We start from the raw sequence: 23,143 nt of genomic DNA on the forward strand, positions 1-23,143 counted from the left end.
ATCGACAAGGTGTGAGGGCATGCCACCCAATGCGAAAACTAAGTCTATATACTAGAGTGTAGGCATCCAAATGGAGCAGGACGGGGAGACGATGATGCCTAGCATGATCAATCCTATGGAAGCGCTGCGCAGCTTTCAGGAGGCATACGACAACCGCGAACTACGCACAGAATCCGGCCGAGTTCACCGTGACCTTATCGTCCATGCTGATCAATCCGGCGGTGCGCCGCGCATGACGTATGCCCAGTTTGACGGGGCCTTGGTCGCAGGACTGGTTGAGTTTGTATTGGCCGATCCGATTGACAACGTCATCTGCTGGCAAACCGGATATGCCGTCCGCGAAGAATTTCGCGGGCGTGGTTTAGGCGCTGAGCTGCTTCAAAAAGGTATTGACGAAATGCAGAATGGATTTCGCAACCTGGCTCCGTCCATTTACGTGGAGGCCGTCATTGCCAAAGAGAATCTGCCGTCGCGCCGGATCGCCGAACGCGTGCTCGGTGGTTCAGCCACGGATTGTACGGACGCATACTCGGGCGAGTCAGCAGTACAGTACAAGCGGTTGGTGCGCCTCGGCTCTGGCACCAAATAAGCCTAAATCTCTTTGCTTGTGGCGGCCACTTCGATAGCCACCGCAGTGCGAGCGGCACCTATTGAGCCGGTGGCATGGAATCCGATGGCTTGACTGTCTCCAAAGTTCCGCTGACAAGACTAGCCGACCCGGTGATTGATTCTTTCAGGGTTTCCGTGATCTTAAGCCCGATGACCTGGCCGGCCTGATCTCGGTTGAGCCCCACCTTCGCGCCCTGTTCTTTCAGCTCCAGCATACGAGGGGCGAGTAGCGCCTGCTGTTTTAGCTCCGCTATCTGACTGCGTAACTCCTTGCTACTCGCACGGGCAAACAACCACGTGATGAACGCTCCCAGCATTGCGCCACCAAGCAAACTGATGAGCGACGCCCATGTCGCGTCAGTCAAAAACGAGTTGAGCCGCTCATGCAACGACATGGCCGCCTCCGTCGAAGTCACCCAGCCTGCTGATTAGCCAGCCACTCTGAATATTCTGGCACCGTACGCTTGAGGTGCTGTTCCAGCCAGATCACCTCTTCAGGCGACCGAGTGGCCTCCCACTCATTCACGAATCGTGTAATCCTTTCAGCAGAGGGCGTGGATGCCATCGGCACCGATGCCGACCCACCTCTATCGGGCGTCCCGGTGCTCGCCGATTCCGCATGACGATGGCGCCCCAGGACCAACCAATCCATGGAGACGCCTAACGCTGCGGCAATGTTGGCGCAGTAAGCGAACGGGGGGCTATTGCGATTACGCCAGTTACTCGGCGTACTCGCGCCACCGAGCCCCAGCGCGGTAGACAAGCCGGCATCGGTCTTCACGCCTACCACCTGACGCATCCGCACGATGATTTCGTCGGCACTGAGTTCGATCGGGCTAATTACACGAATCGGCTTTTTTCCGTTCATATTGTGTTGCATAGACCCACTGTGTGGAGTATCTTTCAGATTGTGTAGCACTTCAGCATCGTAACCCATCGCCATGAAGAACTCCCTGGTTAAGCCGTGCCGGGCCTATGCGCCCCGTGCCGCCACGAAACGAAAGCGGATCGGCGTCGGCCTTGATCCTTGCCAGTTGGCGCAATGCCAGCGATTGGCGCGAGCCGAACAGAAAACCGACGCCGCTTACGTGCTGACGGTGTACCTCGAAGGTCTCGAAATGCGCCTTACCCACCCGGTCGGCGTCACCGACCCCGCGCATACGTAAGCCCACAATCGGTGTACAAGGACTAAACGGATGCACTCAAATCGATGCACGATTCGCTGCCCGCACTGCCGCGAACGTGCGGTCACGATGACATCGCGCGAGCTGAGCACGCTGGTACGGGAAATCTATTTCCAGTGCATGGGCATCGAATGCGGGCACCGCTTCGTCGCTCACCTGGGCATCGTCCGCACACTGGTGCCCAGCATGACGCCGCGCGACGACGTGGCCCTGCCCATCGTAGAGCGACGAGCCAACGACATCATCGTCGCCAGAACTCCTAGCGACGCCACACCGGCGCGTGATTACACGTCGCCAGCATCGCCGACACCGGCCCCGCTTCCACCTGCACCACCCGCACTCAACTAACAGGGGACTACCGTGTCTTTCCTTCTCGAAAGCGACCAGAAGAACACGCCGGAAGCTCGCCTTTCGGTGGCCGTGGCGTTCCTTGATGCGCACGCCGCGCAGCATTTGGATGAAACGCAGCTGATCACGCGCTGCACCGCGGCCGTGATGGAGCGGTTCGGCGTAAGTCAGCGCACCGCCAATCACGATGCACTGCACGCGCTGGCCGCCACGCAAGCCCGCAACGAACCGGCCTACGTGGACATCAACCACTCCACCAGCCACGTGGTGTATGTCACCAGCCCTCGCACCGGTCGCCTGGTCGCGTTCACCGCCAGCGAACTGATCGCCTTAGCTGACGAGCGCCGCGCCACTGCCCAGGACGCCGAGTACACCACGTCGCGCTGCGGCCGCCGCGCCGACCGCTAAACTTCCGCTTCTCCCCCTTGCTTGACCCACCACCGGCGGCCCACGGGCTGCCGGGACGGATGCGGCTTGCCCCATGAATGGCCACGCATGACCCCCGACCTTAAGCACTGCACCGCCTGCCGGTCCCACCGGCTGCTCGGCGGCGACATTCACATATGCACGCTACCCCCGAATTGCGCCCCGCCCATACCTAACGATGTCTTCGACTCGGAGGGGTGGCGCAACAGCGAAGCATGCCTGTCTCTCTATGTCGGCACAGCCTGCGAGGTGATGCGCCGCATGGGCGCCCTGTGCGGTCCGCACGGCCACCTGTGGAGCCCCGCCAATGGCCGTCGTTGACATGAGCTTCGACCTGCAGCGAGATGTGCTCGACCAGCTGAACCGGGACTACGATTTCAAGCCGGCGAAGAAGGGCTACCTGCGCGAGGGCAAGTGCCCGACCTGCAGCAAGCGAGAGCTGTACATCAACGCCGACGCGCCTTGGGTGGTGCGTTGCGGCCGCCTGAAAAACTGCGGCTTCGAGGCACGTGTCAAAGAACTCTACCCTGACCTGTTCGACAACTGGTCGGAGCGCTACAAGAAGTCTGACGACCATCCGAATGCGGCGGCCGATGCGTACCTGACCAGCTCGCGCGGCTTCAACCTGGCGCGCGTGCGCGGCAGCTACACGCAAGAGTGGTACCGCGACCCCGAGACGAAAGCGACCTCGGCCACCATCCGGTTCCCCCTGCCCGGCGGCAGCTATTGGGAGCGCCTGATCGATCGACCGCACCGCTTCGGCAAGATGAAAGCGCGCTTTGCGCCTGGCGCGAGCTACGCGGGCCAGGTGTGGTTGCCCCCAACCCTGACGAACGAACGCCTGCTCACCCTGGACGAGCTGTGGTTCGTCGAAGGCGTCTTTGATTCCAGCGCACTCGATCACCACGGCTTGGCCGCGGCGTCCACCATGAGCTGCAACAACTACCCGGCGACCTTCCTGCGCCGGTTAGCCGAACTGCGCCCCAACACTCGTCCCCGGCTGGTGTGGGCCTTGGATGGCGATGCCGCGGGCCGTGACTACACGCGCCGCTGGGTACAGCGCGCGCGCAAAGAAGGGTGGACCTGCGAAGCCGCCACGATCCCGCAGGCCTCGCGCAAGAAAGACGATTGGAGCGATCTGCACCTCGCCGACCGGCTCAGCCCGAAGGACATGGACGAGTACCGCTACCAGGGTTCGCTGCTGATCGCCCGCTCCGCCGCGGACAAGGCGCGCCTTATGTACGGGCGCACCGGTGTGGCCACGTTCTTCTACGACCACGACGACCGCCTCTACTGGTTCGACCTCGACATCAAGGCCTACGACAAGGCCATGCAACAGCTTCTGGAAAAGGACGCGGATGTGGCGGAAGACGAGCGCCGCGAACTGGCGCTGGCCGAATCCTGTGACAACGTCGAAATCGCTAACTGCAATCCGCTGCCCCTGTACTACCAGGCGAACGAAGTCACCGACGAGTCTTGGTACTACTACCGCGTCACCTTTCCGCACGGCGGCCGCGCTGTGAAAAACACCTTTGCCGGCAGCAGCCTCGCCAGCGCAAGCGAATTCAAGAAGCGCCTTCTGAGCATGGCGCCCGGCGCGGTGTTCACCGGCACGAGCCAGCAGCTGGATCGAATCATCAAGCAACAACTCTACGGAATCAAAACAGTGGAAACGATCGATTATGTGGGCTACACCAAAGAGCACGGCACGTACGTGATGGGCGAACTGGCCATCCGCGAAGGCGCCGTTTTTGACCTCAACGATGAGGACTACTTCGAGATCGGCCGCCTCAACATCAAGACGTTGACGCACTCACCAGCGTTGACGATCAGCCGCGACCGCAAGTCCTACCGCGAGGAATGGCTGCAGCTGGTATGGAAGTGTTTCGGCGCCAAAGGGCTGGTGGCGCTCACCTTCTGGTTTGGCAGTCTGTTTGCCGAGCAAATTCGCGCCGAGCAGAAAAGCTACCCGTTCCTTGAGTTGGTGGGCGAAGCCGGCGCCGGCAAGTCCACGCTGATCGAATTTCTGTGGAAGCTGGTCGGCCGCCGCGATTACGAAGGCTTCGATCCTTCCAAGGCCACGCTCGCCGCGCGCGCCCGTAACTTTGCCCAGGTGGCCAATCTGCCGGTTGTGCTGATCGAGAGCGACCGCGACAACGGCGAGGATGCCAAGAAGAAATCGTTTGACTGGGACGAACTGAAGACCGCTTACAACGGTCGCAGCGTGCGCGCACTTGGCGTCAAGAACTCGGGCAACGAAACGCGCGAGCCGCCGTTCCGCGCGACCGTCGTCATTTCGCAGAACGCCAAGGTGGATGCCAGCGAGCCCATCATGCAGCGCATCTGCCACATCACCGTGGACCGCTCGGCGCACACGACCGAGACCCGTGCTGCGGCGCTCGAACTGGAACGCATGCCGGTGGATGCGGTGAGCTATTTCTTCGTGATGGTCGCGCGCCAGGAAGAACAGGTGCTCAAGACAGTGGCAGAGAAGGCGCCCATCTATGAGCTGGAACTACTCGCCCACGAAGCCGTGAAAACCACGCGTATCGCCAAGAATCATGGGCAGCTACTGGCGCTGTTTGCGGCGCTGAGCGCGCTGATTCCTTTCACCGATGAACAGAAGACCGCAGTGGCAAGCGAGGTGCTGGCCATGGCCATCGAGCGGCAGTCCTCGATCAGTGCTGACCACAAGGTGGTACAGACCTTTTGGGAGCGATTCGACTATCTGGATGAGTGGAACGGCGCAACATCCAGCCTCAATCACAGCCGCAATCCACGCGAAATCGCCGTCAACCTTAACCACTTCGAGGAACGCGCGCGCGAACACCGCCTCGACGTGCCTGCGCTTGCGGACCTCAAGAAGTATCTGCGCACATCTCGCTCGCGCAAGTTCATTGACCAGAAGGCGGTGAACAGCGCCATCTGGCTGCACGATCAGACCGACAAGGCCCGCGGCCGCACCGTCAAGTGCTGGGTCTTCCAGCGCGGGGCCAGCACTGAATGAACACATTGTTCTCGCTTCTAGCTCAGTATGAGACCGCACAGATACCACTAGACCGTTGCTGCCATCTCTTCGGCCTCAAGCCTGACGAAGCAGCAAAACGCGCCGGACGGCACGCACTACCCATACCGGCATTCCGAATCGGAACCCAAAAATCACCTTGGCTAGTTGATGCAAAAACATTGGCTGATCATCTGGACAGATTTCGCGACGAAGCCAGGGTCGAATGGAGCAAGATCAAAGGCCATGGCTAGCATGCATTAGCAATGACGATGACTCGCTGGAAGATCAAGCTAGCTGGCGTCTCTTCCTTGACGGCTCGCCAACCAGGGCTGCCTCGGATCCGCTCGCTTCATGTGGGCGCTAAGCGCACTAGCTGCCATCTCCATCGACCGATCCACCACATTCAAAAGTGTCCCAGACGCCAGCATGACCGCGCTGTAGCGCTGATCAGGACAAAACCGAAGTACAGCCAACCTAGCCAATGTGAGACTGTGTGCAACTTCCTGCAGAAGAACATTGAAAGCATTGAAATCTAGACGCGTGTCAGAACGCTCCCAAAGTGCAATTGTCTCGTCGATATCTTGAATTGCGTTGTAGAACTCAACAAGAATTTCAGCATCCTCGCTATTCAAATCGCGGCGATCAGCAGTTGCAGGAAAAAGTGTTGGCCGTCGGGGACGAAACGTACATAGCGGCTCTTCTAGCGGCGGGCTTCCGACTGACGTCGTGACAAAATTGGCTGATATACGGTCAAGTATTTGCGTTTGACGCGCTACGATCGTCGCCAACTCAGGCGAAAGAAAAGCTTTAGCCTCGTCGGCGCGACGATTCTTTAAGGAGGCATCCTCGTCGGCCTTCTTCCTTTCTGCAACCCAAGTACCAATGAAGGCGGCACCCGAACCGAATAGCGCGCCCGCCAACGTCGTGCTCCCCTCCGCGGTTGGAAACTTGATCAGCACAGCGAAGAATCCCAGAACGAATACCAGTATCGTCATAGATAGCTGGGGATTCTTTCGAAAACTCTCCTTAATCGCCGTCCGTATGCGCACAAGCCCTCCATCACTTCGGGATACATCGTCCACTACCGCCCCCTTTTACCGTTCCGCAAGAAGTTCAATCAAGGTTGATAGCGATCAACTCGATTGCTTACACCCTAGGCAAACAACAGATGCAATGCGTCAATGAAGCCGCCGTTATCGCTCAATGCGTCCGCGAACAGAAGCGCCCTAAGTCGCCGCTGGGAATGGAGCGGTTGTGCCGTCTGCAAAACGCAGAAGCCCATTCCAACTCAAACCTATCACTACTGGGCGTCCCCGCTGACGAGACATAACTAACGCACCCGGATGATAAAGGTGTCTCAACCCCTTCTCTGAAAAGCGATTCAATAGAGAGGGAGATTCACCGGCCTCAAGCCGCTGGACCAACCCTTCGCTAAGCGATAAGAAGAGAGGCATGCCATGCATTGTTATGTACGCACCAGTTAGCTCGGGGTTGGCAAGTCGGCTAACAAAAATTGGCAGAAAACTAACACCACCTGATGGGCGGTGATTAGGGGCCACTCCGTCTACACTATAAAGGCCTAGCCCGGAGGGAATCGGCGCGCGACCAAATATAGCGGCGACTATTTCTGACGATGGCAGCCATTTTCTCGGCCCAGCCCAACCTGCGGCAGCGATGTTTATCGCAGTTTTTAGTAGCCAACGCTCAAGCAACTCCCCTTCAACATATAGCCTGCCTTCAAAGGCTTCGTCGTTAGCTCTCGCCTGGAAAGAAGCAACCTTTCCAGCTACAGAATCCAGCGGACTTAGCAGCGAGTTATGTCGCCGGCAGAGAATGTTTGCCTTCTCCGCGTTGTGCGTAGGCGCGCCGCCTCGGATACGTGCGACACCCTCTATTACCCTGGGGCACGAGCAGCCTGGAGTGAAGATTGCATTACTGAACACATGTTCCCCGGAGATCGCATCACACCCCCCTAGAGAACTCGCCCAGCACCTGCTCATCTGATGCTCCTCTCCTTGATTGCCTCCATGTGATCCTCCGTTTAATGGATTGAAACTAACGCGGCGGCTTCCAACCTTTGCGGCACTTTTGCCAACTAGTAACGATCACTCACCCCACCGCATAAAGAACAGAAGGTAAGGATCGCGAATGTGCAGAACGTCTTCCTCTGCATCCCATTCCATGATGTCACGCTCTTGCCCGTCGTTGGCTATGTGTGCAACGTGAACACACGACCCTGTGACGCTGGATCCTACTGGCGTCTGTGTTTCACAAACTCGCTCGATGCGACTTCCCAGCTCCGCATACCTGAAATGCAAATTGGGCGGATCCATGGCCAGCGCCCTGAGCAGGATCGTGTAAACGTCCCCAACCGAGCCGTCTGAAAGGCGATACTGAATTCGATCGGTGCCACGAGTCTTCGGCCCTTCACGAAGACGTTCCATCGTTCCCGAGTAGTCAGTCGAATGCGCTGTGCGATTGCATACCGATTTAAACAGGGCATCCGAGTTCTCAATCGTCACGGTGAAATCGGTACGCTCACGATGGTCACTTTCAAAGCAGGTATTCAGACAAAGGGCCTGCATGAGTTGAGGCGAACCCGCGGCCTCACTGGCTAGGCTACGCAAGAACTGCGGATCGGCGGAGATGTTCAACGCCCGACAGCCAAGCTCACCAATTCTCTGCAATGTGTCTGCATCCCAGTAATCAAAATCAATTCCAACTACTCTTCCGCGAAGATCGGGATTTGCTCTAAGCACGTCTTCGGAACGATACGGTACCGATGCACTTATTATTTGGACGCCACTCGCGATGGCGTCTTTGATCTGCCTCGCAACCTCCTCTTGCACCTCGCGGTTCATGTAATGGAAGTCGTCGATGAAGAGAAACATTCCGGTATTCGCAAGCTCTTTGATGAGAAGACCAAGCCTGCTAGTAGCGAGATCCGCGGATACATCCGCCCCTGTAGCGGTGCTTCGTTCAACGGAGGCAGATACCTCTCCCTTCGCGACGATGACGCTACCTTCGACCTTACCCGTGCCGCCAACCTTGGAACTCTCCTGCTGCGACTGAGATAGTGTCTTTGGAATCGGCGTACCGATCGCGTGAAACACACGATCCCAGAGTTCGTCGGGTGATTGGACGCCGGCCCCGGTCACAGCGATCACGCAGTCGGCGCCTAAAACGGTCTTCACGAACACCGTCTTGCCTGATTTCGATGGACCAGACAATGAGATCAGCATCCCACCTTGCTCCAGTGCATCACGGAGCAAACTTTCGTTTTTCTTCAGATGCTCATCAACGAATGTCACCGTCGGTGTTTTTCCGGGTGTGAAAATGTCGACCGCCCTCATATCCATTCCTTTGATGGTCCGTCGCACAAGCATGCCCCAAAAAAGTCCGCTCAGACGTCACGCTGATCCCATCACAGTCAGAGCCGCGGGTGACAGTGGTGCAACATGCGACGCGGAATTGATTCCAAGCAACTGATTTTACTAAGATAACAAGATCAATGCATCCGATCCATCATGGGGGCGACCGAGAGGCGGAAAGCGGCGGGAGCGGGGGTTTGCATGGGGAATATTCTAGCTGCCCCTTGCACTGGCCATTTCATCGCTGGCCGTCCAGTGGACCGCCATCAGCGGCCACTTAACGGGCCGCACACGTCACACAGGCTTGTCGCCGCAGTGGCTGGTATAGAAAGTGATGCCGTTGCCATCGGGGTCTTGCATCGAAAAATAATGGTGGCCGTATAGCGTTTCGTCGGCGATCTCGGCGGGCGAATATCCTTTGCCAACCAGATCGGCTCTATAGCGCTCCAGATCTTCTTTTGCGTGGCCCGCAATCATCAGATCGATTCTTTCGCTAAGGAATTCGGGCCTCTGGCCATTACGGCCGTCCAGCAGCGCATCGCTCTGCTCCTCGCCCTTTTGAAACAGCAGCAGATGCGTGCCGCCCCGCAGCTCGATGATCGCCATTCCAGGGAACGTGCCGGCCTCACGCAGACCCAGGCCCGCATAGAACGGGTAGCTGACCTCGACTTTCCGGACTTTCATGACAAAGTGCCCAAGCGCCGCGGCCGGCAAGGGACTTTCCGCTTCAAATTCTTTCATAGGTTTTCCTTCAGGTGAGTTCGCGGCGCTGCCTTGTGGCGCCCGCCCCATCGCATTAATATGACTGCTCAGTCGGAAATAATATGCGACCAGCCAGTCGGAAAAGCAAGAGGTCAGCGTGGCTCGAAAAAAAGAAATCGACAAAGACAGCGTTCTGGATGCCGCCGAGGCGGTCATCGTGGAATCCGGCGGGCGGAATTTCACGCTCGATGCCGTCGCCGAACGTGCAGGCATCAGCAAAGGCGGCCTGGTCTACACCTTCGCAACCAAGGACGGCCTGATGCATGCGGTACTGGAGCGAGAACTGGCTCGCTTCCAGGACGCCGTCCGTCGGCGGCTCGGCAATGGCCCCACCGGGCCCGCCGAACTGGCCCTCGCCCATATCGAAGAAGCATTGAGCGAGGACGACACCTCGACGCAAAAGGCGGCTTTTCTCGTCACGGCACTGGTGCACGCCCCCGACATGCTCGAGTCGATACGGAGCTTTTATCACGCACTGCTCGATCCACTTCGACCGCGTGGCAAAAACGCGGAAATCCGTCACGCGTTATTGGCAGTTGAAGGCATTTTTTTGCTCAAGGGGCTCGGGTTCGTAGAAGTCTCCCCGAGCGATCTCAAATCCGACTTGCTCCATGCACGCAAAGTGATCCTTGCTGCGCTGGGAAGATCGGCATGAGAGAACAGTGCGTATCGCGGAGCGCTATTTCGTCCGTATCTCGCTATGGACCCTTACGCAAAAACATATGCGTAGCGCGCTCACCGGGGACCACTTTGTCGCAGCGATAGCCAAGTGCATGCATATCGAGTCCATGAAACAGAGGCTCTCCCCTGCCCAGCAGCACCGGCCCCACCGCGAGATGCATTTCATCGATCAGCGACGCACTCAGCAGCTGCCGGATGGTCGATGCGCCGCCGCCTATACGCACATCCTTGCCTTCAGCCGCCGCAATGGCCTGCTTCACGGCGGACTCGATGCCGTCGGTGACGAAATGAAATACGGTGCCGCCCTCCATCACTAAAGGCTCCCGTGCGTAATGCGTCAGCACGAACACCGGCACGTGATACGGCGGCTCGTCGCCCCACCAGCCTTTCCAGCTGTCGTCCGGCCACGGGCCGCGCACCGGGCCGAACATGTTTCGGCCGAGGATCCATGCGCCGACTTCCGCAAAACCTTGCTGTGCGATCTCGTCATCGACACCGGTCTCGCCACCCTCGCCACCTTGCATTGCCCGCCACGTGCGCGTCGGGAAAAACCATTGCATCAGTTCCGGGCCGCGCACGCCCAGCGGATTCTCAAGGCTTTGGTCGGGGCCGGCGGCATAGCCGTCGAGGGATACAGCGAGGCTTCTTACCACCAGCTTGGTCATAAACCCTCCGTCGAGCGGACCAGGATGCGGCCATGCACTCATGGCCAGCGACGAACCTTGAATGCGTTCCGGGTACCTGTCAATCGACGACTGAGCGCTCCAACGGCAAAGGTGCTTCGAATTATTCCGCCGGCAGCTTGGCCACCACCTTGATCTCGAACTGGAACCCATAAAGCCACGTCACGCCCACGGCAGTCAGCGTCGGATGGGGAGCCTCGCCCCAATACTTCGGCACCACGCTCCAGACCTTCTCGAATACGGACTCGGGATCGACCATGAAGACAGTCACATCGACCACGTCCTCAAAGGCACATCCGGCCGCGGCCAATACCTCGTTCAAATGTTCGAACGCGAGCGACACCTGCCGCTCCAGATCCGGCTCGGGCGAGCCGTCGTCGCGGCTGCCGACCTGTCCGGAAACGAACAGGAAGCCATTCGAGCGGATGGCCGGCGAATAACGATTGCGCTCGTAAAGCGCGCGGCGGCCAGCGGGAAAAACGACATCGCGCGTTGCCATAAATCCACCTCCATCAGCATCAGGAACGAGAGAGGCACACTCTAGGCAGCAGCAGTGCGCCGATAAACAGCCATTCCCGGCTCACACTGTTTGTAGAATCCAAACAATCCCAGCTCCCACGGAAGCAACAATGGACCGGTTCGATGCGATGCAGGCCTTCGTCCGGGTCGTGGAGACCGGCAGCTTTACCAAGGCCGCGGAAACACTCGGCATAAGCAAGACCGCCGTGACCCAGCTCATACAGCAGCTGGAAGCGAGACTGCGCGTCCTGCTGCTCCATCGCACCACGCGCAAAGTCAACGCGACCGCGGACGGAATGGCGTATTACGAGAGCGCCATCAGGCTGCTCGCCGATCTGGACGATGCCGAGAACGGTCTCTCCGCCGCCACCGCATCGCCCAAAGGCAAATTGCGGGTGGATGTGCCAAGTCCGCTGGCCCGCATCATCCTGATACCGGCCCTGCCCGCATTCCACGCGCGTTATCCGGATATCCAGCTGGATATGGGCGTCAGCGATCGCATCGTCGACGTCATTGGCGAAAATGTCGATTGCGTGGTGCGCGGTGGCGAGCTCACTTCGCTTTCATTAAAGGCTCGGCATATCGGCGATCTTCGACTTGGCGTGTATGCGGCACCGGGCTATCTGGAGCGAAACGGAACGCCTTCGCACCCGCGCGAACTGGAAGGCCCGCACCACCGTATCGTCGGCTACGTATGGTCGCGCACTGGCAAGCCCATGCCCTACGCCATGCGCAGCGGCAGTGAAATCGTGCGGATACAGGGGCGCTATGTGCTTTCGGTGGACGATGGCAATGCCTATCTGGAGGCCGGACTCGCCGGCCTCGGCGCACTCTGGCTGCCGGAGTACATGGCCAGGAAGCACGTAGCCCAAGGCCAGCTGGTGCCGCTGTTCGAAGCCTGGCGAATGGATGCCATGCCGCTCTACCTGGCTTTCCCGCCCAATAAGCGTGTAAGCGCGAAGCTGCGCGTCTTTATCGATTGGATGGTTGAACTCATGGCGCAACATGCGCCCGTAGCGCGCCGAGGCTAAGGCCGGGGCCTGCCTATAATGGCCCCCATTACCCACAGGCAAATCCGATGACCGAACCCGTACGCCTCGCCAAACGTGTCGCCGCCCTGGCCCAATGCTCGCGGCGCGAGGCGGAAATGTATATCGAGGGCGGCTGGGTGCGCGTGGATGGCGTGACGGTGGAAGAGCCGCAGTTCAAGGTGCTGGAACAGCACATCGAGATCGATCCCAACGCTCAGCTCGAACCTGCCGAACCCATTACCGTGGCTCTCCATAAACCCGCTGGTGCAACGATAGACGAAGCCCGTGCGCTGATTCGCGAGGAAAGCCACTCGCCCGACGACGCTTCCGGCGTCCGCATGCTGAAGCGCCATTTCACGCGCCTGGAATGCCCGCTCTCCTTGCCGGACCAGGCCAGCGGCCTGCTGGTATTCACGCAGGACTGGCGGGTGAAGCGTCGCCTGGAGGAAGACTTCGACCGCATCGAACAGGAAATCGTGGTCGAAGTGTCAGGCAAGCTGGCGACGAACGGCCTTGCCCTGCTCAACCACGGACTCAGCTTCGACCATTACGCGCTGCCGCCCATCAAGGTGAGCTGGCAGAACGAAACCCATCTGCGCTTTGCCTTGAAGCGGATTGCGCCCGACAGGATCGAGCGCATGTGCCAGGCCGTCGGTTTGAAAGTATTGGCGATGAAGCGCATCCGCATCGGCCGTATACCCATGTCCCGGCTGCAACCGGGACAGTGGCGTTATCTGGCCAGCACCGATCGGTTTTGATGTCTTGAAGACATGCCAGCCTGCTGGTTCGGTTAGAAAATCTCCCAGCAAACGCTTTCTCGCTGGAACTTGAGCGCCGACAACCGGCGCCGGCTTTCAGGAGCCCCGGGCAAGCTCCAGCGGCGAGCGCCCGCGGTCGATCACGACCGAAGCTGGATGGGCAGGGTCATAAAGCAGGTGAATGACCTTGAGCGGCTCCTGGAATACCGCCAGAAGGGTTTCTTCGATATAGGTGCGGATGGCCGCGGTCCGCCGGGCACCGGAGGCATCCGTGTAATCAACCTCAAGAACCACGGCGCACATGGACTGCCCGTGCGATCCGCCACGACTGAGGTTATCGGAGTGAAGGCGGAGGCTGCGGATCACGCCATCCGCCGGCTGGCCCGTATGGACGAGCGAAAGCCAGAGTTTCTGCTCGGCCAGGTAGGAACTGTTTTCGCGACGGATATAGGCGATGACGCCTACACCAAAGACAGTGACGCCCGCCATTACGATGGCGAAGATGACCCACAGAAGCAGTTCCCAAGAAGCCATGGCATCCTCGCGTGGCAAAGCAGGTTATCGATGGGGCTTCCGCGGCCCAGGCCCACCGCTATTCCTGGGCTTCTCCGCGCCGGAACCGCGCCCGAATTTCCTCCAGCGACATCGACTGAGCACGAAGCGCGCTGAGTTTGACCGACTCCCTCTCCGCCCACATGATCTCCGCGCCGTCCTGAAGCCGCTCGTAAACAGGCAGGAGTTCGGTAATGCCTTCGAAGACCCATCGCACGGGAACGCCGTCATGGCCACCTTTATAGGGTTCGGTATGTTGCAGCCCGATGGCCTCTATCTTTCGGAAAGCCTCATCGAGATCTCCGGCTTCAACGATGACCGTATTTTCCCAGACCAGAAAATCGGCATCGGGATCGTCGTTGCCTGCCGCTTCGAGTTCGATAAAACGCAGGAGATACGATCCCACGTACCACCCCACGGGTGAGGTCGCGGCCGACAGCCGTGCGCCACGGTCATTCATTCCAAGGCACTCCAGCATCGAGTTGGTCGCTGAGCAAAAGGGTCGCAGGAAAGCTGCGCGAGCGGTCGTACTGCTCGACCACTTTCAATCCCACCAGATATGCGCCCGGCTTTCCAAGAAACTGGAAGGACGCCGATTGCGCCAGCAGGGGCATGGCGCAAAGCATTCCGGCCAGCGAAAGGCACCACCGACTCCATGTCTTCATAGCGGATCCGCGGAACGGCAAGCTTCGTAGGCTAGGCTCGATCCGGCCGCTCCACACATGCTGGAAGTCACCAGCGGGCGTGGCTTGCTCCTTTAAAGGCCGGGCGACTCGTTCGACCTGATCGAACGAGTCCGCCGTGCCCGTAGCACGTCTCAGGACCTGACCCGGCGCAAGCTGTTCCCAAGGGCAGTCGCGGACACTACCTGCCACACTACCGAAGCCACGACATAGCGATCTGCGGCCGGGAGCGGGACGGTGGCGCCAGCGATCATATGTACGTGTCGGCCCACCCTGAACTAGCTGCTGGACGAGGCAGGCAAGCCGCAGCGTCCAGTGCCGGGAAACCATCCATCAGTCATTCACTGCCTTGGGAGTCCAGCCATGATTCGCCGCTTCCTGATCGCGTGCCTGCTGGCCGCATCGAGTGTTCCAGCCGCCGCCAGCGTTCAACCATTTCCCTCGTCGTTTTGTGTGCAGGATATCGAGACCAACGGCGCCACCATCCATGTGCGCGTCGGCGGCAAAGGCCCTGCTGTCGTGTTGCTGCACGGTTTTGGCGACACCGGCGATATGTGGGTGCCGCTGGCGACGGACCTGATGCGCAACCACACCGTCGTTGTGCCGGATCTGCGCGGCATGGGTCTGTCGTCGCACCCGGAAGAGGGTTATGACAAACGATCGCAGGCCGCCGACGTCCGCGGCGTGCTGGCCAAGCTGGGTATCGACCATGCCGCCGTGGTAGGCCATGACATCGGCACCATGGTGGCGTATGCCTACGCCGCCCGTTATCCGGACAAGACGGACCGGCTGGTGGTGATGGATGCCCCCGTTCCCGGCATCCCGCCGTGGGACCAGATCGTGCGCTGGCCGGCCCTGTGGCATTTCGATTTTGGCGGACCGGATATGGAGCGCCTGGTGGCCGGCCGTGAACGCATTTACCTGGACCGATTCTGGAATGAGTTTGCCGGCACGCCGTCGAAGATCGACGAGGCGACGCGGCAGCATTACGCGGAGCTCTATGCCAGACCTGGCGCCATGCACGACGCCTTTCTGCAGTTCCGCGCCATTCGCAAGGATGCCGAGGACAACAAGGCCGCGATGGCAACCAAGCTCACCATGCCGGTGCTGGCGGTGGGCGGCGAGAAGTCGTTTGGGTCGAATGAGGCGGTGGTGATGCGTAATGCCGCGACTAATGTCACTGAGCTGGTGGTTCCCGGTGCGGGGCATTGGTTAATGGAAGAAGCTACGCAGACCACGGTTTCGGCGGTTCATAACTTTATCGACGGCAAGCCGGTGAAGTAAGAAGCTGCGGCGGGCGTCCGCGCCGGATCGAATGCGGACGCCCGTCCCGATGTTTGACTAGTGCGGTGCCGACACCCAATGCGCAAGTAGCGCCGATGCGGTCAGCAAAATCAGTCCGACGATCAAGATCACGGATTGCCTAGCGACTGCCTTGGCCACCGAGCGCGGACATTCGCTCGGCACCCACTTCTTGTCACCGGCCACCTGCATCTCCCACATCCCATATGTGCGGCGATACAGGATGACCTGATATGGACTCAGTCGCTCACCGAGACTTGCCATCAGCTCGTCGAATCCGAGCAGGCCTCCATCGATCTTCGCGATGATGGTGTCGTCATTGTCCAGCAGCCATGAATCCGTTCCGCTTCTTGGAGCCTTTATGGTGACCACATGAACGATCGTGCTGAATGGTATGGATCGAGTACGGGACAGGCCGGTAATGGATATGCCGTCCGGGGCGAGTTTGATGCGATAGCGGCTGACGTATAGATAGCCGCAGATCAGCAGTACGAGCAGGGACGCCCCAACTACACCCAATGAGATTTGCGCACTGGCGCTTGAACATAGAGACGGCTCGAACGCTGCGATAAGGAAACCGGCAGGCAGCGCGGCGAAACCCAGAATTTCCCGGGAGAGCCATTTTGAATGACGGTACTCCATAGATTCCCTATCGCCAGAGCCTTTCCTTGAAAGGGCTACGCCGTCAGCGAAAGCCCTTGAGCCGATAGCCTTCTACCATGAGAACCCAGCAAATGGGACTGCACTCATCGCCCCTCCCAGAGCACGCGAGGCAGGGCACAGCGATGCACCCCCTGCTCGTCATCCCGGCGCAGGCCGGGATCCAGTAGCGAGGCGCCGCAGTCGGGCGAATGCATCCAAAGACTTTGCTCTTGGAGTCCTTCGCGACCATCGAACCGTGACGTTACTGGATCCCGGCCTGCGCCGGGATGACGGTAAGGGTGTAGGTGGGGTTGATCAGGATGCCGGGCTTGGACGCTCCGACACCACCTCCTTCACTTGCAGCCACTGCATCCGCAAATGCGCCTGCGTCGCGCAGCGCGTGCCCATTTCGATAAACGTTGCGATGCTTTCCAGCATCACCGGCAAGCGCTGCGCATTCACGCTGCCGTGTTCGTCAGCCAGTTCCGCCAGCAATCGAATCGCGTTATGCGCGAAATGCAGCCACTCCGTCGCATCGTTCAACAACGCATCCGGCCCCGCCTCCGGATCCGAAAAATAGTCCACGTGGCGGCTCAGCCACGCCTCGCCATAAACGTCCATAAGCAACTCCTTGCTCTACGCCGCCCTCGTCCCGAGAACGGCACGCCGCCAGACAGCACGACGTGCCGCGACCACACGGACTCGAGGTTTACCGACCACCTGGAACACAGGCGCCGGGCGGCTTGATTGATGAAGTGGGTTGCGGCTTCAGTCGCTTTCGCCGTTGCACGAGGCAACTCGCCGGGTTTCACGGCTAGGAATTATTACCTGCGAAAACTCTTAGACCGCGGTTCTTCAACCGTGTCCGCAAAGACGGCGGACAGCCCGGTTAGCCGGCGGATGTGTCGCCCTGGGGATCGGCGAGCGGACAAGTGACGTATGATCTGGCACAGCCATGATCAACTCCTGTTTAGTTGGTGATGGTCAGCGGGTCAGGGGTGTTGCTGCACCCTTGGCCCGCGCTTCTCACAGCATTGCTGCCATGGTTGCTCGCGACGCGCCCTAAAACACACCGCGAGCAACGCCTGCCACGCTATCAAATGGATTTTGGGTTGTCTGTAGGCGCACGCTCGTGTTGTGCGCACAAGGAGCAATTTACAGACATATCCGATGGCATTGAGGTCAGTGATCCTTCGGCGAGCCGCTGATCGCTTCGCTCAGAGCATTCGTGGTCAATTTGTCCACTTCCGGATTGCCGCTGGTCCAGCGATACGTTTCCCGGTACTTCGCGATCGCTGATAGCGCCTTGGATGTATCGCCCTTCGGATCGTGGCCTGTCCTCTTCATCAAGGCCAGCTCATAAATATGGCTGTTCAGCCGCGACTCCAGGCCTTTTTCAGCACCGTCCACATCTTCGGCGCGAAGACTTTTGAGCGAACCCAAAGTCATCATGGCATCGGCAACTTTCGATTCGTCACGCTCCGAAGCTGCCCATTGATTCCAATCCACGCCTATTTGCTTCATGTATTCAAATACCGCGAAGCCCGTCAGCAGGCCGCCGACAATCGCTCCTGCAACCAGCAGGCCGATGATTTTTGCCCAGCGCATAAGCCACCTCCCTTCCTTGTGATCAGGTTGTGCCCGCCCGGACTGAAGGCGAACGAATGGCTACGGATTCGCAAACCGCACCACCACATCATTCAACGGCATCTGCAACTTGCGCTGCCCCACCGCCGACTCCTTCCACGCCTCGCCCTGCCCGAACAACTGCGCCTCCGATTCCGGCCCGAGATAATCGAAGCTCTCGAATACGTAAGGCAGCCCTTCCGATCCTTCGAAGGCCACCGCCGTCGACAACTGGAAATGCAGATGCGGCGCGGCCGAATTGCCGGACTGGCCAAGCTGCCCGAGCGACTGTCCGCGATGGACGCGGTCGCCCGGCTTGACCTTGACGCTGCCCTTCTTCAAATGGGCATAAGTGGCGAATACGCCAGGCTGAAGTTCCAGCACCACGTAATTGCCGAACAGGCCATCCGCGGTCAGCGACGACGGCTCGGGCTGCGGGCTCAGCGGTTTGTGTTCCTGCTCGCCGTCGCGGGTATCGCGCACCACGCCATCGGCCACAGCGATCACCTCCGCGCCATAACCGATCCAATCCGCATACGTGGTCTTCTGCATGTCCTTGACGCCCGGCCGCATCGCGTGGCCCGCGTCGTCGACGCCAACCAGGTCCAGTGCATAGCGCTGCGGAATCGTCAGGTCGCCATTCACCGCCACCAGACTGCCCCAGTGATGCGAATGCGCATTGCCGGGCCCTTCGTGCGCCAGCCACCGTCCGCCACGCAGAGGCGGCCCCAGCGTCATCGGCTTCTGGCTGTCGACCTTCACCGTCGCGCCATCGAGCGTGGCGACGGTCTTTTTCTCGGTATCGAATTCGATATGGTGGCGCAGCGTGTGCGGTAGAGCCGCGCCGGCGGGCAGCGTGATCCATACGAAGACGACGGCACGCTTTCCGGGCGCAATCGATACCGGCGTATGCTCCGCGGGCGAAGGCCGGACAAACTGGGACAACTGGTTTTTATCGAGCACCAGCAACGGCGTCTTCGCGTCATCGCCGAAGACCTGCAAGCCTTTCGGTTTCAGCGCACCGGTATCGCCATAGAAATTGGTGATATGCAGTTCGTAAGCCAGATGGACCGCGCCATCCGTCCCGGTAAACCCTTCTGGCGCAAACGGCACCCGCGCCTCCACCGGAGCAAGCGCCTTTTCCGCATGAATCCCCGGCACGCCACAAGACAAGGCGACCAGCATCGCCACCGCAGACCTGCGAATCATTCGAACTCCCCCCAAAGGCGCATCGATATGTTGAACGCGACGTCCAGTCCAAATGCCCCCAGGGCGCCTTGGCTTGGTGTCCACTCGCGTACCTTAGCGCACTGTCCGCTGCGGCGGGCCACCCCGGCCTTGCACCGGGGCGGCCTTAAGCGGCGGGATAATCACCCGCCATTACCAGATCCTGACCCGGTCCGCCGGGGCCAGGTACATCGCGTCCCCGGGCTTGATGTCGAAGGCCCGGTAGAATGCGTCCTGGTTCCTTACCGGCACGATGCCGCGCACCGTGCGCGGCGCATGCTCGTTGCTTTTCAGCAGGCGCAGCGTTTCGCTGTCGCGCACCTTGGCCCGCCATTTCCTGGTCCATGCCATAAAGAACCGCTGGTCGCCGGTCAGGCCATCGATCACGGGAGCCGGCTTGCCATCCAGTGAAAGTCGATAAGCCTGGTAGGCCATGGCGATGCCGGTGTTATCCGCAACGTTTTCGCTCAGCGTAAGGGCGCCATTGACCCGATGGCCCGGCACAGCCTCGACACCGTCGTATTGCGCGACGAATGCCTGTGCACGCCGGTCGAATGCTTCGCGGTCCTTCTCGGTAAACCAGCCCGGCTTGCCGAGCAGCCGGCCATCGGCATCGTATTGGCTGCCGCCGTCATCGAAGCCATGGCTGATTTCATGCCCGAGGGTTCCGCCGATGGCGCCGTAGTTGGCGGCATCGTCTGCTTCGGGATCGAAGAACGGCGGCTGCATCAGGCCGGCCGGGAACACCACTTCGTTCTGCGGCGGAAATTCATACGCATCTACCGTCTGCGGCGTAATAAACCACTCGCCCTTGTCTACCGGATGGCCGAGCTTGTGCATATTGCGCGCATATTCGAAGGCCCTGGCCCGGCGTACGTTGCCGACCAGGTCGCCAGGCTCGATGGCGAGCTTGCCGTAGTCGCGCCAGCGGTCGGGATAACCTATTTTGACATGCAGCCTGGCGAGCTTTTCCTTCGCCTTCAGCTTGGTGGATGGCGCCATCCAATCCTGCGTATCGATCTCCTGGCGAAAGGCTTCCACCAGGTGTTTCACCATGTCCTGCAACTTCTGCTTGGACGACGGCGGAAAGTACCGTTCGACGTAGAGCCGGCCCAGGCCTTCGCCCATCGATGTTTCAACCAGGTCCAGGCCCCGTTCCCAGCGCGACGTGTTCTGCGGAATACCCCGCAGCATGGTGCTTTCGAAAGCAAAGCCTTCATCGACCCAGGCGCGGCTGAGGAAAGGCGCATAGGCGCTCAGCAGGCGGTAGCGCAGATAGGCTTGCCATACCGGCGCCGGAGTGTCTTGCAGCATCCGGCCTAATGCGGCGAAGAAATCCGGCTGCGCGAGAATGAGCGAATCGATGCCGCCGGTGGCTTGCGATGCTTTGAGATAGGCCGGCCAGTCAATGCCAGGGGCCGTGCGCGGGAGATCCTTCAGCCGCACCTTGTTGTGGGTCTTGCTCGGATCGCCAAGCTCCGAAGCAGGCCATTGGGCTTTGGCAAGCTGCGTTTCCAGGGCAACGACCTGCGTGGCTTCCGCTTCGGCGTCGACGTCGCCCGCCATACGCAGCAGGGTGGCGACGTGCTTGCGGTAGGCCGCGCGCACTTCGCGAAAATGATCGGTATCGTCCAGGTAATAGTCGCGGTTCGGCATGCCCAAGCCGCTCTGGTAAAGCGTCAAGGCATATTGGCCGGGATCGTCCGCGTCGTTGAGTACGGAATTGCTGAATGGACTATCGACGCCGATGCTTCCGAGCTGCCCCATCAGTGCGCAGATATCGCCGACGGTGCGCGCGTGCCGGATGCGCTCCAGATCCTGAGCCAAGGGGCGCACGCCCAGCTTTTCCAGCGCGGCCTCGTCCAGGAAACTCCGATAAAGCCAGGCTATTTTCTGCCGATCGCCTTTCGCGTCAGCCGGCACGGCCTCGACCAGCTGGCGCAGCCTCTGCCGGATGACCTTATCGAGTTCGGAAGAAGGCGTAATGCGCTCCGCATCCGCCGGGATTTGCGCCGCATCGAGCCAGCCGCCGTTGACGTAACGGTAGAAGTCGTCCTGCGGACGGACCTTAAGATCCATATCGGCGACATCGAAGCCCGATGCGTTCGACGGGGACGCCACCGCAGAGGGCGCAGAAACGCCAGCCCTTGGCAGTTCACCCGCAACGCCAACACTTCCCGCAGCCGCCAACATGGCAGCGACAAACCAAGTCCGCATGCTTCCCCCTGTGACACAAGCGCCAGCCAACCGCCCAACGATCCCACGATCCCACGATCACACGATCCCACGATTACCGGAGCTTGATCAAACCCGCCTCGGTCGGCCTGAATCCGCAGCTTCGGTAGAACGAAAAAAGATGCGGTTCGAAATCGACGTGCAGCCAATGGGCGCCTCGATCCCTGGCAAGCACGGTGGCTTCGTTTACCAGCCGCGTGGCGACGCCTTGCCTGCGCAATCGCGGATGCACGCAAGTATCCAGGATGAAGGCATGAATGCCGCCATCCCATGCCACATTGACGAAGCCGACCAGCTCCCCGCTTTCATAAGCCCCGATATGCGCGAGGCTGCGCGAGAGAATGCGTGGAAATTCTCCGGACGCGTGGCTGCCCCAGGCTTGCAGCCAGAGCGCGTCGAGTTCATCGGCGGACGGAAACGGATCGACGCGAAATTCCACCATCCCGTTTTCTGATATCACTTGGCAAGCCGATCGAGCGCCGCATGTGCGGCCACTCGGATCAGAACACTGACCTCGCTCGCCGAACGGCCCTCCGCCAGCTGCCGGAACATCGCAAAGCCGGTAAGGGCGAAGATCAGATCGACGGCATCGCGGCGCGGCTGCACACGCGTGCCTTTGCCGGCCACTTTTTCCACCAGGCTTGCGATCAGCTGCCGGCGCCGTTCGTTGCGCGCGGTCAAGGCCTGGGCGAATTCCTGGTCCGGCGCCATGGCGTCGTAGATATGCCGCAGCGCGGGGTCGCTGCTCCAGAACTCGCAGCAGATCTGCACCAGCTGGTCGAGCCCTTCGCGCGGATCGGCCTGTTCCCGCACATGCCGCAGCCGGCCCATCTGCCCGCGCAGCGCGATTTCGTCGAAGACCGCTTCCATCAGCCCGCGGCGCGAGCCGAACTGGTTGTAGACGGTCAGGCGCGTCACGCCCGCGAGCTTGGCCACCATCTCCAGCGAAAAGTTGGCGGCACTGTCCGACTCACGCAGAAATTGCATGGCGGCCTGCAGCACGCGCTCGCGCTTTTCGGCGGCGGCGGCGGCACGGACGGGGCTGGAGTAGGAACGCGTGGTCATGGGTGGTCGCTTGTAAATTACATATACACGTGTATATTCAATATCACCAACCGCAGGAACGGCGCGATATCGGCACCCATGGTAGCCATGCCCGATTCGCCTGCGCATCGATAAATCAAATCAAATTGAATGACCAAGGCCAGGAGCAAGCCTCATGCTAGTCCATGTTTTCCGCGGCCCTGGCCGCGTGTTCGGCGTAACGGCGGATGCGACGGGCGCCAACCTGCCCGCGAAATTCGCCCCATGGAATGCCTTGAAATCCGCGGAACTGGAGCGCGAGCGCGCGATGCCAGGCATCGATTCGGGCGAATGCCTGGACGATATCGCCAGGTACGGATTCCACATCACGGATGCGCACGTGCGCATCACCGATCAAGTCATTTGAATTGACTGATCGCGATGCAGGGGAACGGACTCCCTGCGATCCGGCAT

28 protein-coding genes are annotated in these 23,143 nt (G+C 60.0%); 11 read left to right on the forward strand and 17 right to left on the reverse strand.

The features are described 5' to 3' along the window. Positions 1-103: 103 nt before the first annotated feature. On the forward strand, positions 104-589 hold the full coding sequence (locus ISN75_RS19035; RefSeq protein WP_343817591.1) for a GNAT family N-acetyltransferase: 486 nt from the start codon (positions 104-106) through the stop codon (positions 587-589). Positions 590-647: 58 nt separating this feature from the next. Here the strand turns inward: ISN75_RS19035 and ISN75_RS19040 are convergent, their stop codons facing one another. Together ISN75_RS19040 and ISN75_RS19045 are read right to left on the reverse strand one after the other, a co-directional pair. Beyond that, a complete protein-coding gene (locus ISN75_RS19040; protein WP_343817593.1) occupies positions 648-1,004 on the reverse strand; it encodes a YtxH domain-containing protein in 357 nt (118 codons plus the stop codon). A gap of 17 nt (positions 1,005-1,021) precedes the next feature. Further along, positions 1,022-1,552, reverse strand: a complete 531-nt coding sequence (locus ISN75_RS19045) for a helix-turn-helix domain-containing protein (protein WP_343817595.1) — start codon at positions 1,550-1,552, stop codon at positions 1,022-1,024. Here ISN75_RS19045 and ISN75_RS19050 point away from each other — a divergent pair. From ISN75_RS19050 to ISN75_RS19070, 5 genes are all read left to right on the forward strand, one after another. Further along, on the forward strand, positions 1,551-1,775 hold the full coding sequence (locus ISN75_RS19050; RefSeq protein ID WP_343817597.1) for a hypothetical protein: 225 nt from the start codon (positions 1,551-1,553) through the stop codon (positions 1,773-1,775). The two genes, ISN75_RS19045 and ISN75_RS19050, sit on opposite strands and share 2 nt — an antisense overlap. 30 nt (positions 1,776-1,805) lie before the next feature. Then, on the forward strand, positions 1,806-2,141 hold the full coding sequence (locus ISN75_RS19055; RefSeq protein WP_343817599.1) for an ogr/Delta-like zinc finger family protein: 336 nt from the start codon (positions 1,806-1,808) through the stop codon (positions 2,139-2,141). Positions 2,142-2,153: 12 nt separating this feature from the next. Next, positions 2,154-2,549 (forward strand): hypothetical protein, encoded by a 396-nt coding sequence (locus ISN75_RS19060; RefSeq protein WP_343817601.1) that lies wholly within the window; start codon positions 2,154-2,156, stop codon positions 2,547-2,549. 325 nt (positions 2,550-2,874) lie between these two features. Further along, on the forward strand, positions 2,875-5,574 hold the full coding sequence (locus tag ISN75_RS19065) for a toprim domain-containing protein (protein ID WP_343817603.1): 2,700 nt from the start codon (positions 2,875-2,877) through the stop codon (positions 5,572-5,574). Beyond that, positions 5,571-5,825 (forward strand): pyocin activator PrtN family protein, encoded by a 255-nt coding sequence (locus tag ISN75_RS19070; RefSeq protein WP_423385094.1) that lies wholly within the window; start codon positions 5,571-5,573, stop codon positions 5,823-5,825. The genes ISN75_RS19065 and ISN75_RS19070 overlap by 4 nt, the downstream gene beginning before the upstream one ends. A gap of 39 nt (positions 5,826-5,864) precedes the next feature. On the opposite strand, the gene ISN75_RS19075 is transcribed toward ISN75_RS19070, so the two are convergent. From ISN75_RS19075 to ISN75_RS19085, 3 genes are all read right to left on the reverse strand, one after another. Then, positions 5,865-6,569, reverse strand: a complete 705-nt coding sequence (locus ISN75_RS19075; RefSeq protein ID WP_343817605.1) for a hypothetical protein — start codon at positions 6,567-6,569, stop codon at positions 5,865-5,867. A gap of 1,110 nt (positions 6,570-7,679) precedes the next feature. Continuing rightward, positions 7,680-8,927: a hypothetical protein gene (locus tag ISN75_RS19080; RefSeq protein ID WP_343817607.1), complete on the reverse strand. Its 1,248-nt coding sequence runs from the start codon at positions 8,925-8,927 to the stop codon at positions 7,680-7,682. A gap of 312 nt (positions 8,928-9,239) precedes the next feature. Continuing rightward, positions 9,240-9,686 carry a VOC family protein gene (locus ISN75_RS19085; RefSeq protein ID WP_343817608.1) on the reverse strand — a complete coding sequence of 149 codons (447 nt, stop codon included), beginning with the start codon at positions 9,684-9,686 and terminating at the stop codon, positions 9,240-9,242. A gap of 118 nt (positions 9,687-9,804) precedes the next feature. On the opposite strand from ISN75_RS19085, the gene ISN75_RS19090 reads away from it, so the two are divergent. After that, positions 9,805-10,362, forward strand: coding sequence for a TetR family transcriptional regulator (locus tag ISN75_RS19090; protein WP_167257184.1), 558 nt, complete (start codon positions 9,805-9,807; stop codon positions 10,360-10,362). Positions 10,363-10,405: 43 nt separating this feature from the next. On the opposite strand, the gene ISN75_RS19095 is transcribed toward ISN75_RS19090, so the two are convergent. Both ISN75_RS19095 and ISN75_RS19100 read right to left on the reverse strand, forming a co-directional pair. Further along, complete coding sequence (locus ISN75_RS19095; RefSeq protein ID WP_168647737.1) at positions 10,406-11,053, reverse strand: dihydrofolate reductase family protein; 648 nt, start codon at positions 11,051-11,053, stop codon at positions 10,406-10,408. A gap of 121 nt (positions 11,054-11,174) precedes the next feature. Further along, complete coding sequence (locus ISN75_RS19100) at positions 11,175-11,570, reverse strand: RidA family protein (protein ID WP_167257186.1); 396 nt, start codon at positions 11,568-11,570, stop codon at positions 11,175-11,177. A gap of 130 nt (positions 11,571-11,700) precedes the next feature. On the opposite strand from ISN75_RS19100, the gene ISN75_RS19105 reads away from it, so the two are divergent. Both ISN75_RS19105 and ISN75_RS19110 read left to right on the forward strand, forming a co-directional pair. Next, complete coding sequence (locus ISN75_RS19105) at positions 11,701-12,621, forward strand: LysR family transcriptional regulator (protein ID WP_343817611.1); 921 nt, start codon at positions 11,701-11,703, stop codon at positions 12,619-12,621. 47 nt (positions 12,622-12,668) lie between these two features. Further along, on the forward strand, positions 12,669-13,379 hold the full coding sequence (locus tag ISN75_RS19110; protein WP_343817613.1) for an rRNA pseudouridine synthase: 711 nt from the start codon (positions 12,669-12,671) through the stop codon (positions 13,377-13,379). A gap of 96 nt (positions 13,380-13,475) precedes the next feature. Here the strand turns inward: ISN75_RS19110 and ISN75_RS19115 are convergent, their stop codons facing one another. The 3 genes from ISN75_RS19115 to ISN75_RS19125 are packed head-to-tail and all read right to left on the reverse strand — an operon-like array spanning position 13,476 to position 14,545. Further along, positions 13,476-13,913 carry a hypothetical protein gene (locus ISN75_RS19115; protein WP_168647733.1) on the reverse strand — a complete coding sequence of 146 codons (438 nt, stop codon included), beginning with the start codon at positions 13,911-13,913 and terminating at the stop codon, positions 13,476-13,478. Between the two features lie 58 nt (positions 13,914-13,971). After that, entirely contained in the window at positions 13,972-14,391 is a 420-nt protein-coding gene (locus ISN75_RS19120) for a DUF4288 domain-containing protein (protein ID WP_168647732.1), read from the reverse strand. Further along, complete coding sequence (locus ISN75_RS19125) at positions 14,384-14,545, reverse strand: hypothetical protein (protein WP_168647731.1); 162 nt, start codon at positions 14,543-14,545, stop codon at positions 14,384-14,386. Before ISN75_RS19125 ends, ISN75_RS19120 begins: the two co-directional genes overlap by 8 nt. Positions 14,546-14,977: 432 nt before the next feature. Here ISN75_RS19125 and ISN75_RS19130 point away from each other — a divergent pair, with 432 nt between their 5' ends. After that, positions 14,978-15,898, forward strand: coding sequence for an alpha/beta hydrolase (locus tag ISN75_RS19130; RefSeq protein WP_343817617.1), 921 nt, complete (start codon positions 14,978-14,980; stop codon positions 15,896-15,898). Positions 15,899-15,955: 57 nt separating this feature from the next. Here the strand turns inward: ISN75_RS19130 and ISN75_RS19135 are convergent, their stop codons facing one another. From ISN75_RS19135 to ISN75_RS19165, 7 genes are all read right to left on the reverse strand, one after another. After that, entirely contained in the window at positions 15,956-16,558 is a 603-nt protein-coding gene (locus ISN75_RS19135) for a hypothetical protein (protein ID WP_343817618.1), read from the reverse strand. 315 nt (positions 16,559-16,873) lie between these two features. Beyond that, positions 16,874-17,179, reverse strand: coding sequence for a hypothetical protein (locus tag ISN75_RS19140; RefSeq protein WP_167257194.1), 306 nt, complete (start codon positions 17,177-17,179; stop codon positions 16,874-16,876). 561 nt (positions 17,180-17,740) lie between these two features. Then, positions 17,741-18,166: a hypothetical protein gene (locus ISN75_RS19145; protein WP_168647729.1), complete on the reverse strand. Its 426-nt coding sequence runs from the start codon at positions 18,164-18,166 to the stop codon at positions 17,741-17,743. Between the two features lie 60 nt (positions 18,167-18,226). Beyond that, entirely contained in the window at positions 18,227-19,393 is a 1,167-nt protein-coding gene (locus ISN75_RS19150) for a M23 family metallopeptidase (protein WP_343817620.1), read from the reverse strand. Positions 19,394-19,564: 171 nt separating this feature from the next. Beyond that, complete coding sequence (locus ISN75_RS19155) at positions 19,565-21,628, reverse strand: M13 family metallopeptidase (protein ID WP_343817622.1); 2,064 nt, start codon at positions 21,626-21,628, stop codon at positions 19,565-19,567. Positions 21,629-21,701: 73 nt separating this feature from the next. Continuing rightward, positions 21,702-22,088 (reverse strand): GNAT family N-acetyltransferase, encoded by a 387-nt coding sequence (locus ISN75_RS19160; RefSeq protein ID WP_343817624.1) that lies wholly within the window; start codon positions 22,086-22,088, stop codon positions 21,702-21,704. Positions 22,089-22,102: 14 nt separating this feature from the next. Beyond that, on the reverse strand, positions 22,103-22,711 hold the full coding sequence (locus tag ISN75_RS19165) for a TetR family transcriptional regulator (protein ID WP_167257224.1): 609 nt from the start codon (positions 22,709-22,711) through the stop codon (positions 22,103-22,105). A gap of 154 nt (positions 22,712-22,865) precedes the next feature. Here ISN75_RS19165 and ISN75_RS19170 point away from each other — a divergent pair, with 154 nt between their 5' ends. Further along, entirely contained in the window at positions 22,866-23,096 is a 231-nt protein-coding gene (locus tag ISN75_RS19170) for a hypothetical protein (RefSeq protein WP_167257199.1), read from the forward strand. Positions 23,097-23,143: the final 47 nt, after the last annotated feature.

The organism is Dyella marensis, assembly GCF_049532885.1.
GTDB lineage: Bacteria > Pseudomonadota > Gammaproteobacteria > Xanthomonadales > Rhodanobacteraceae > Dyella_D > Dyella_D marensis.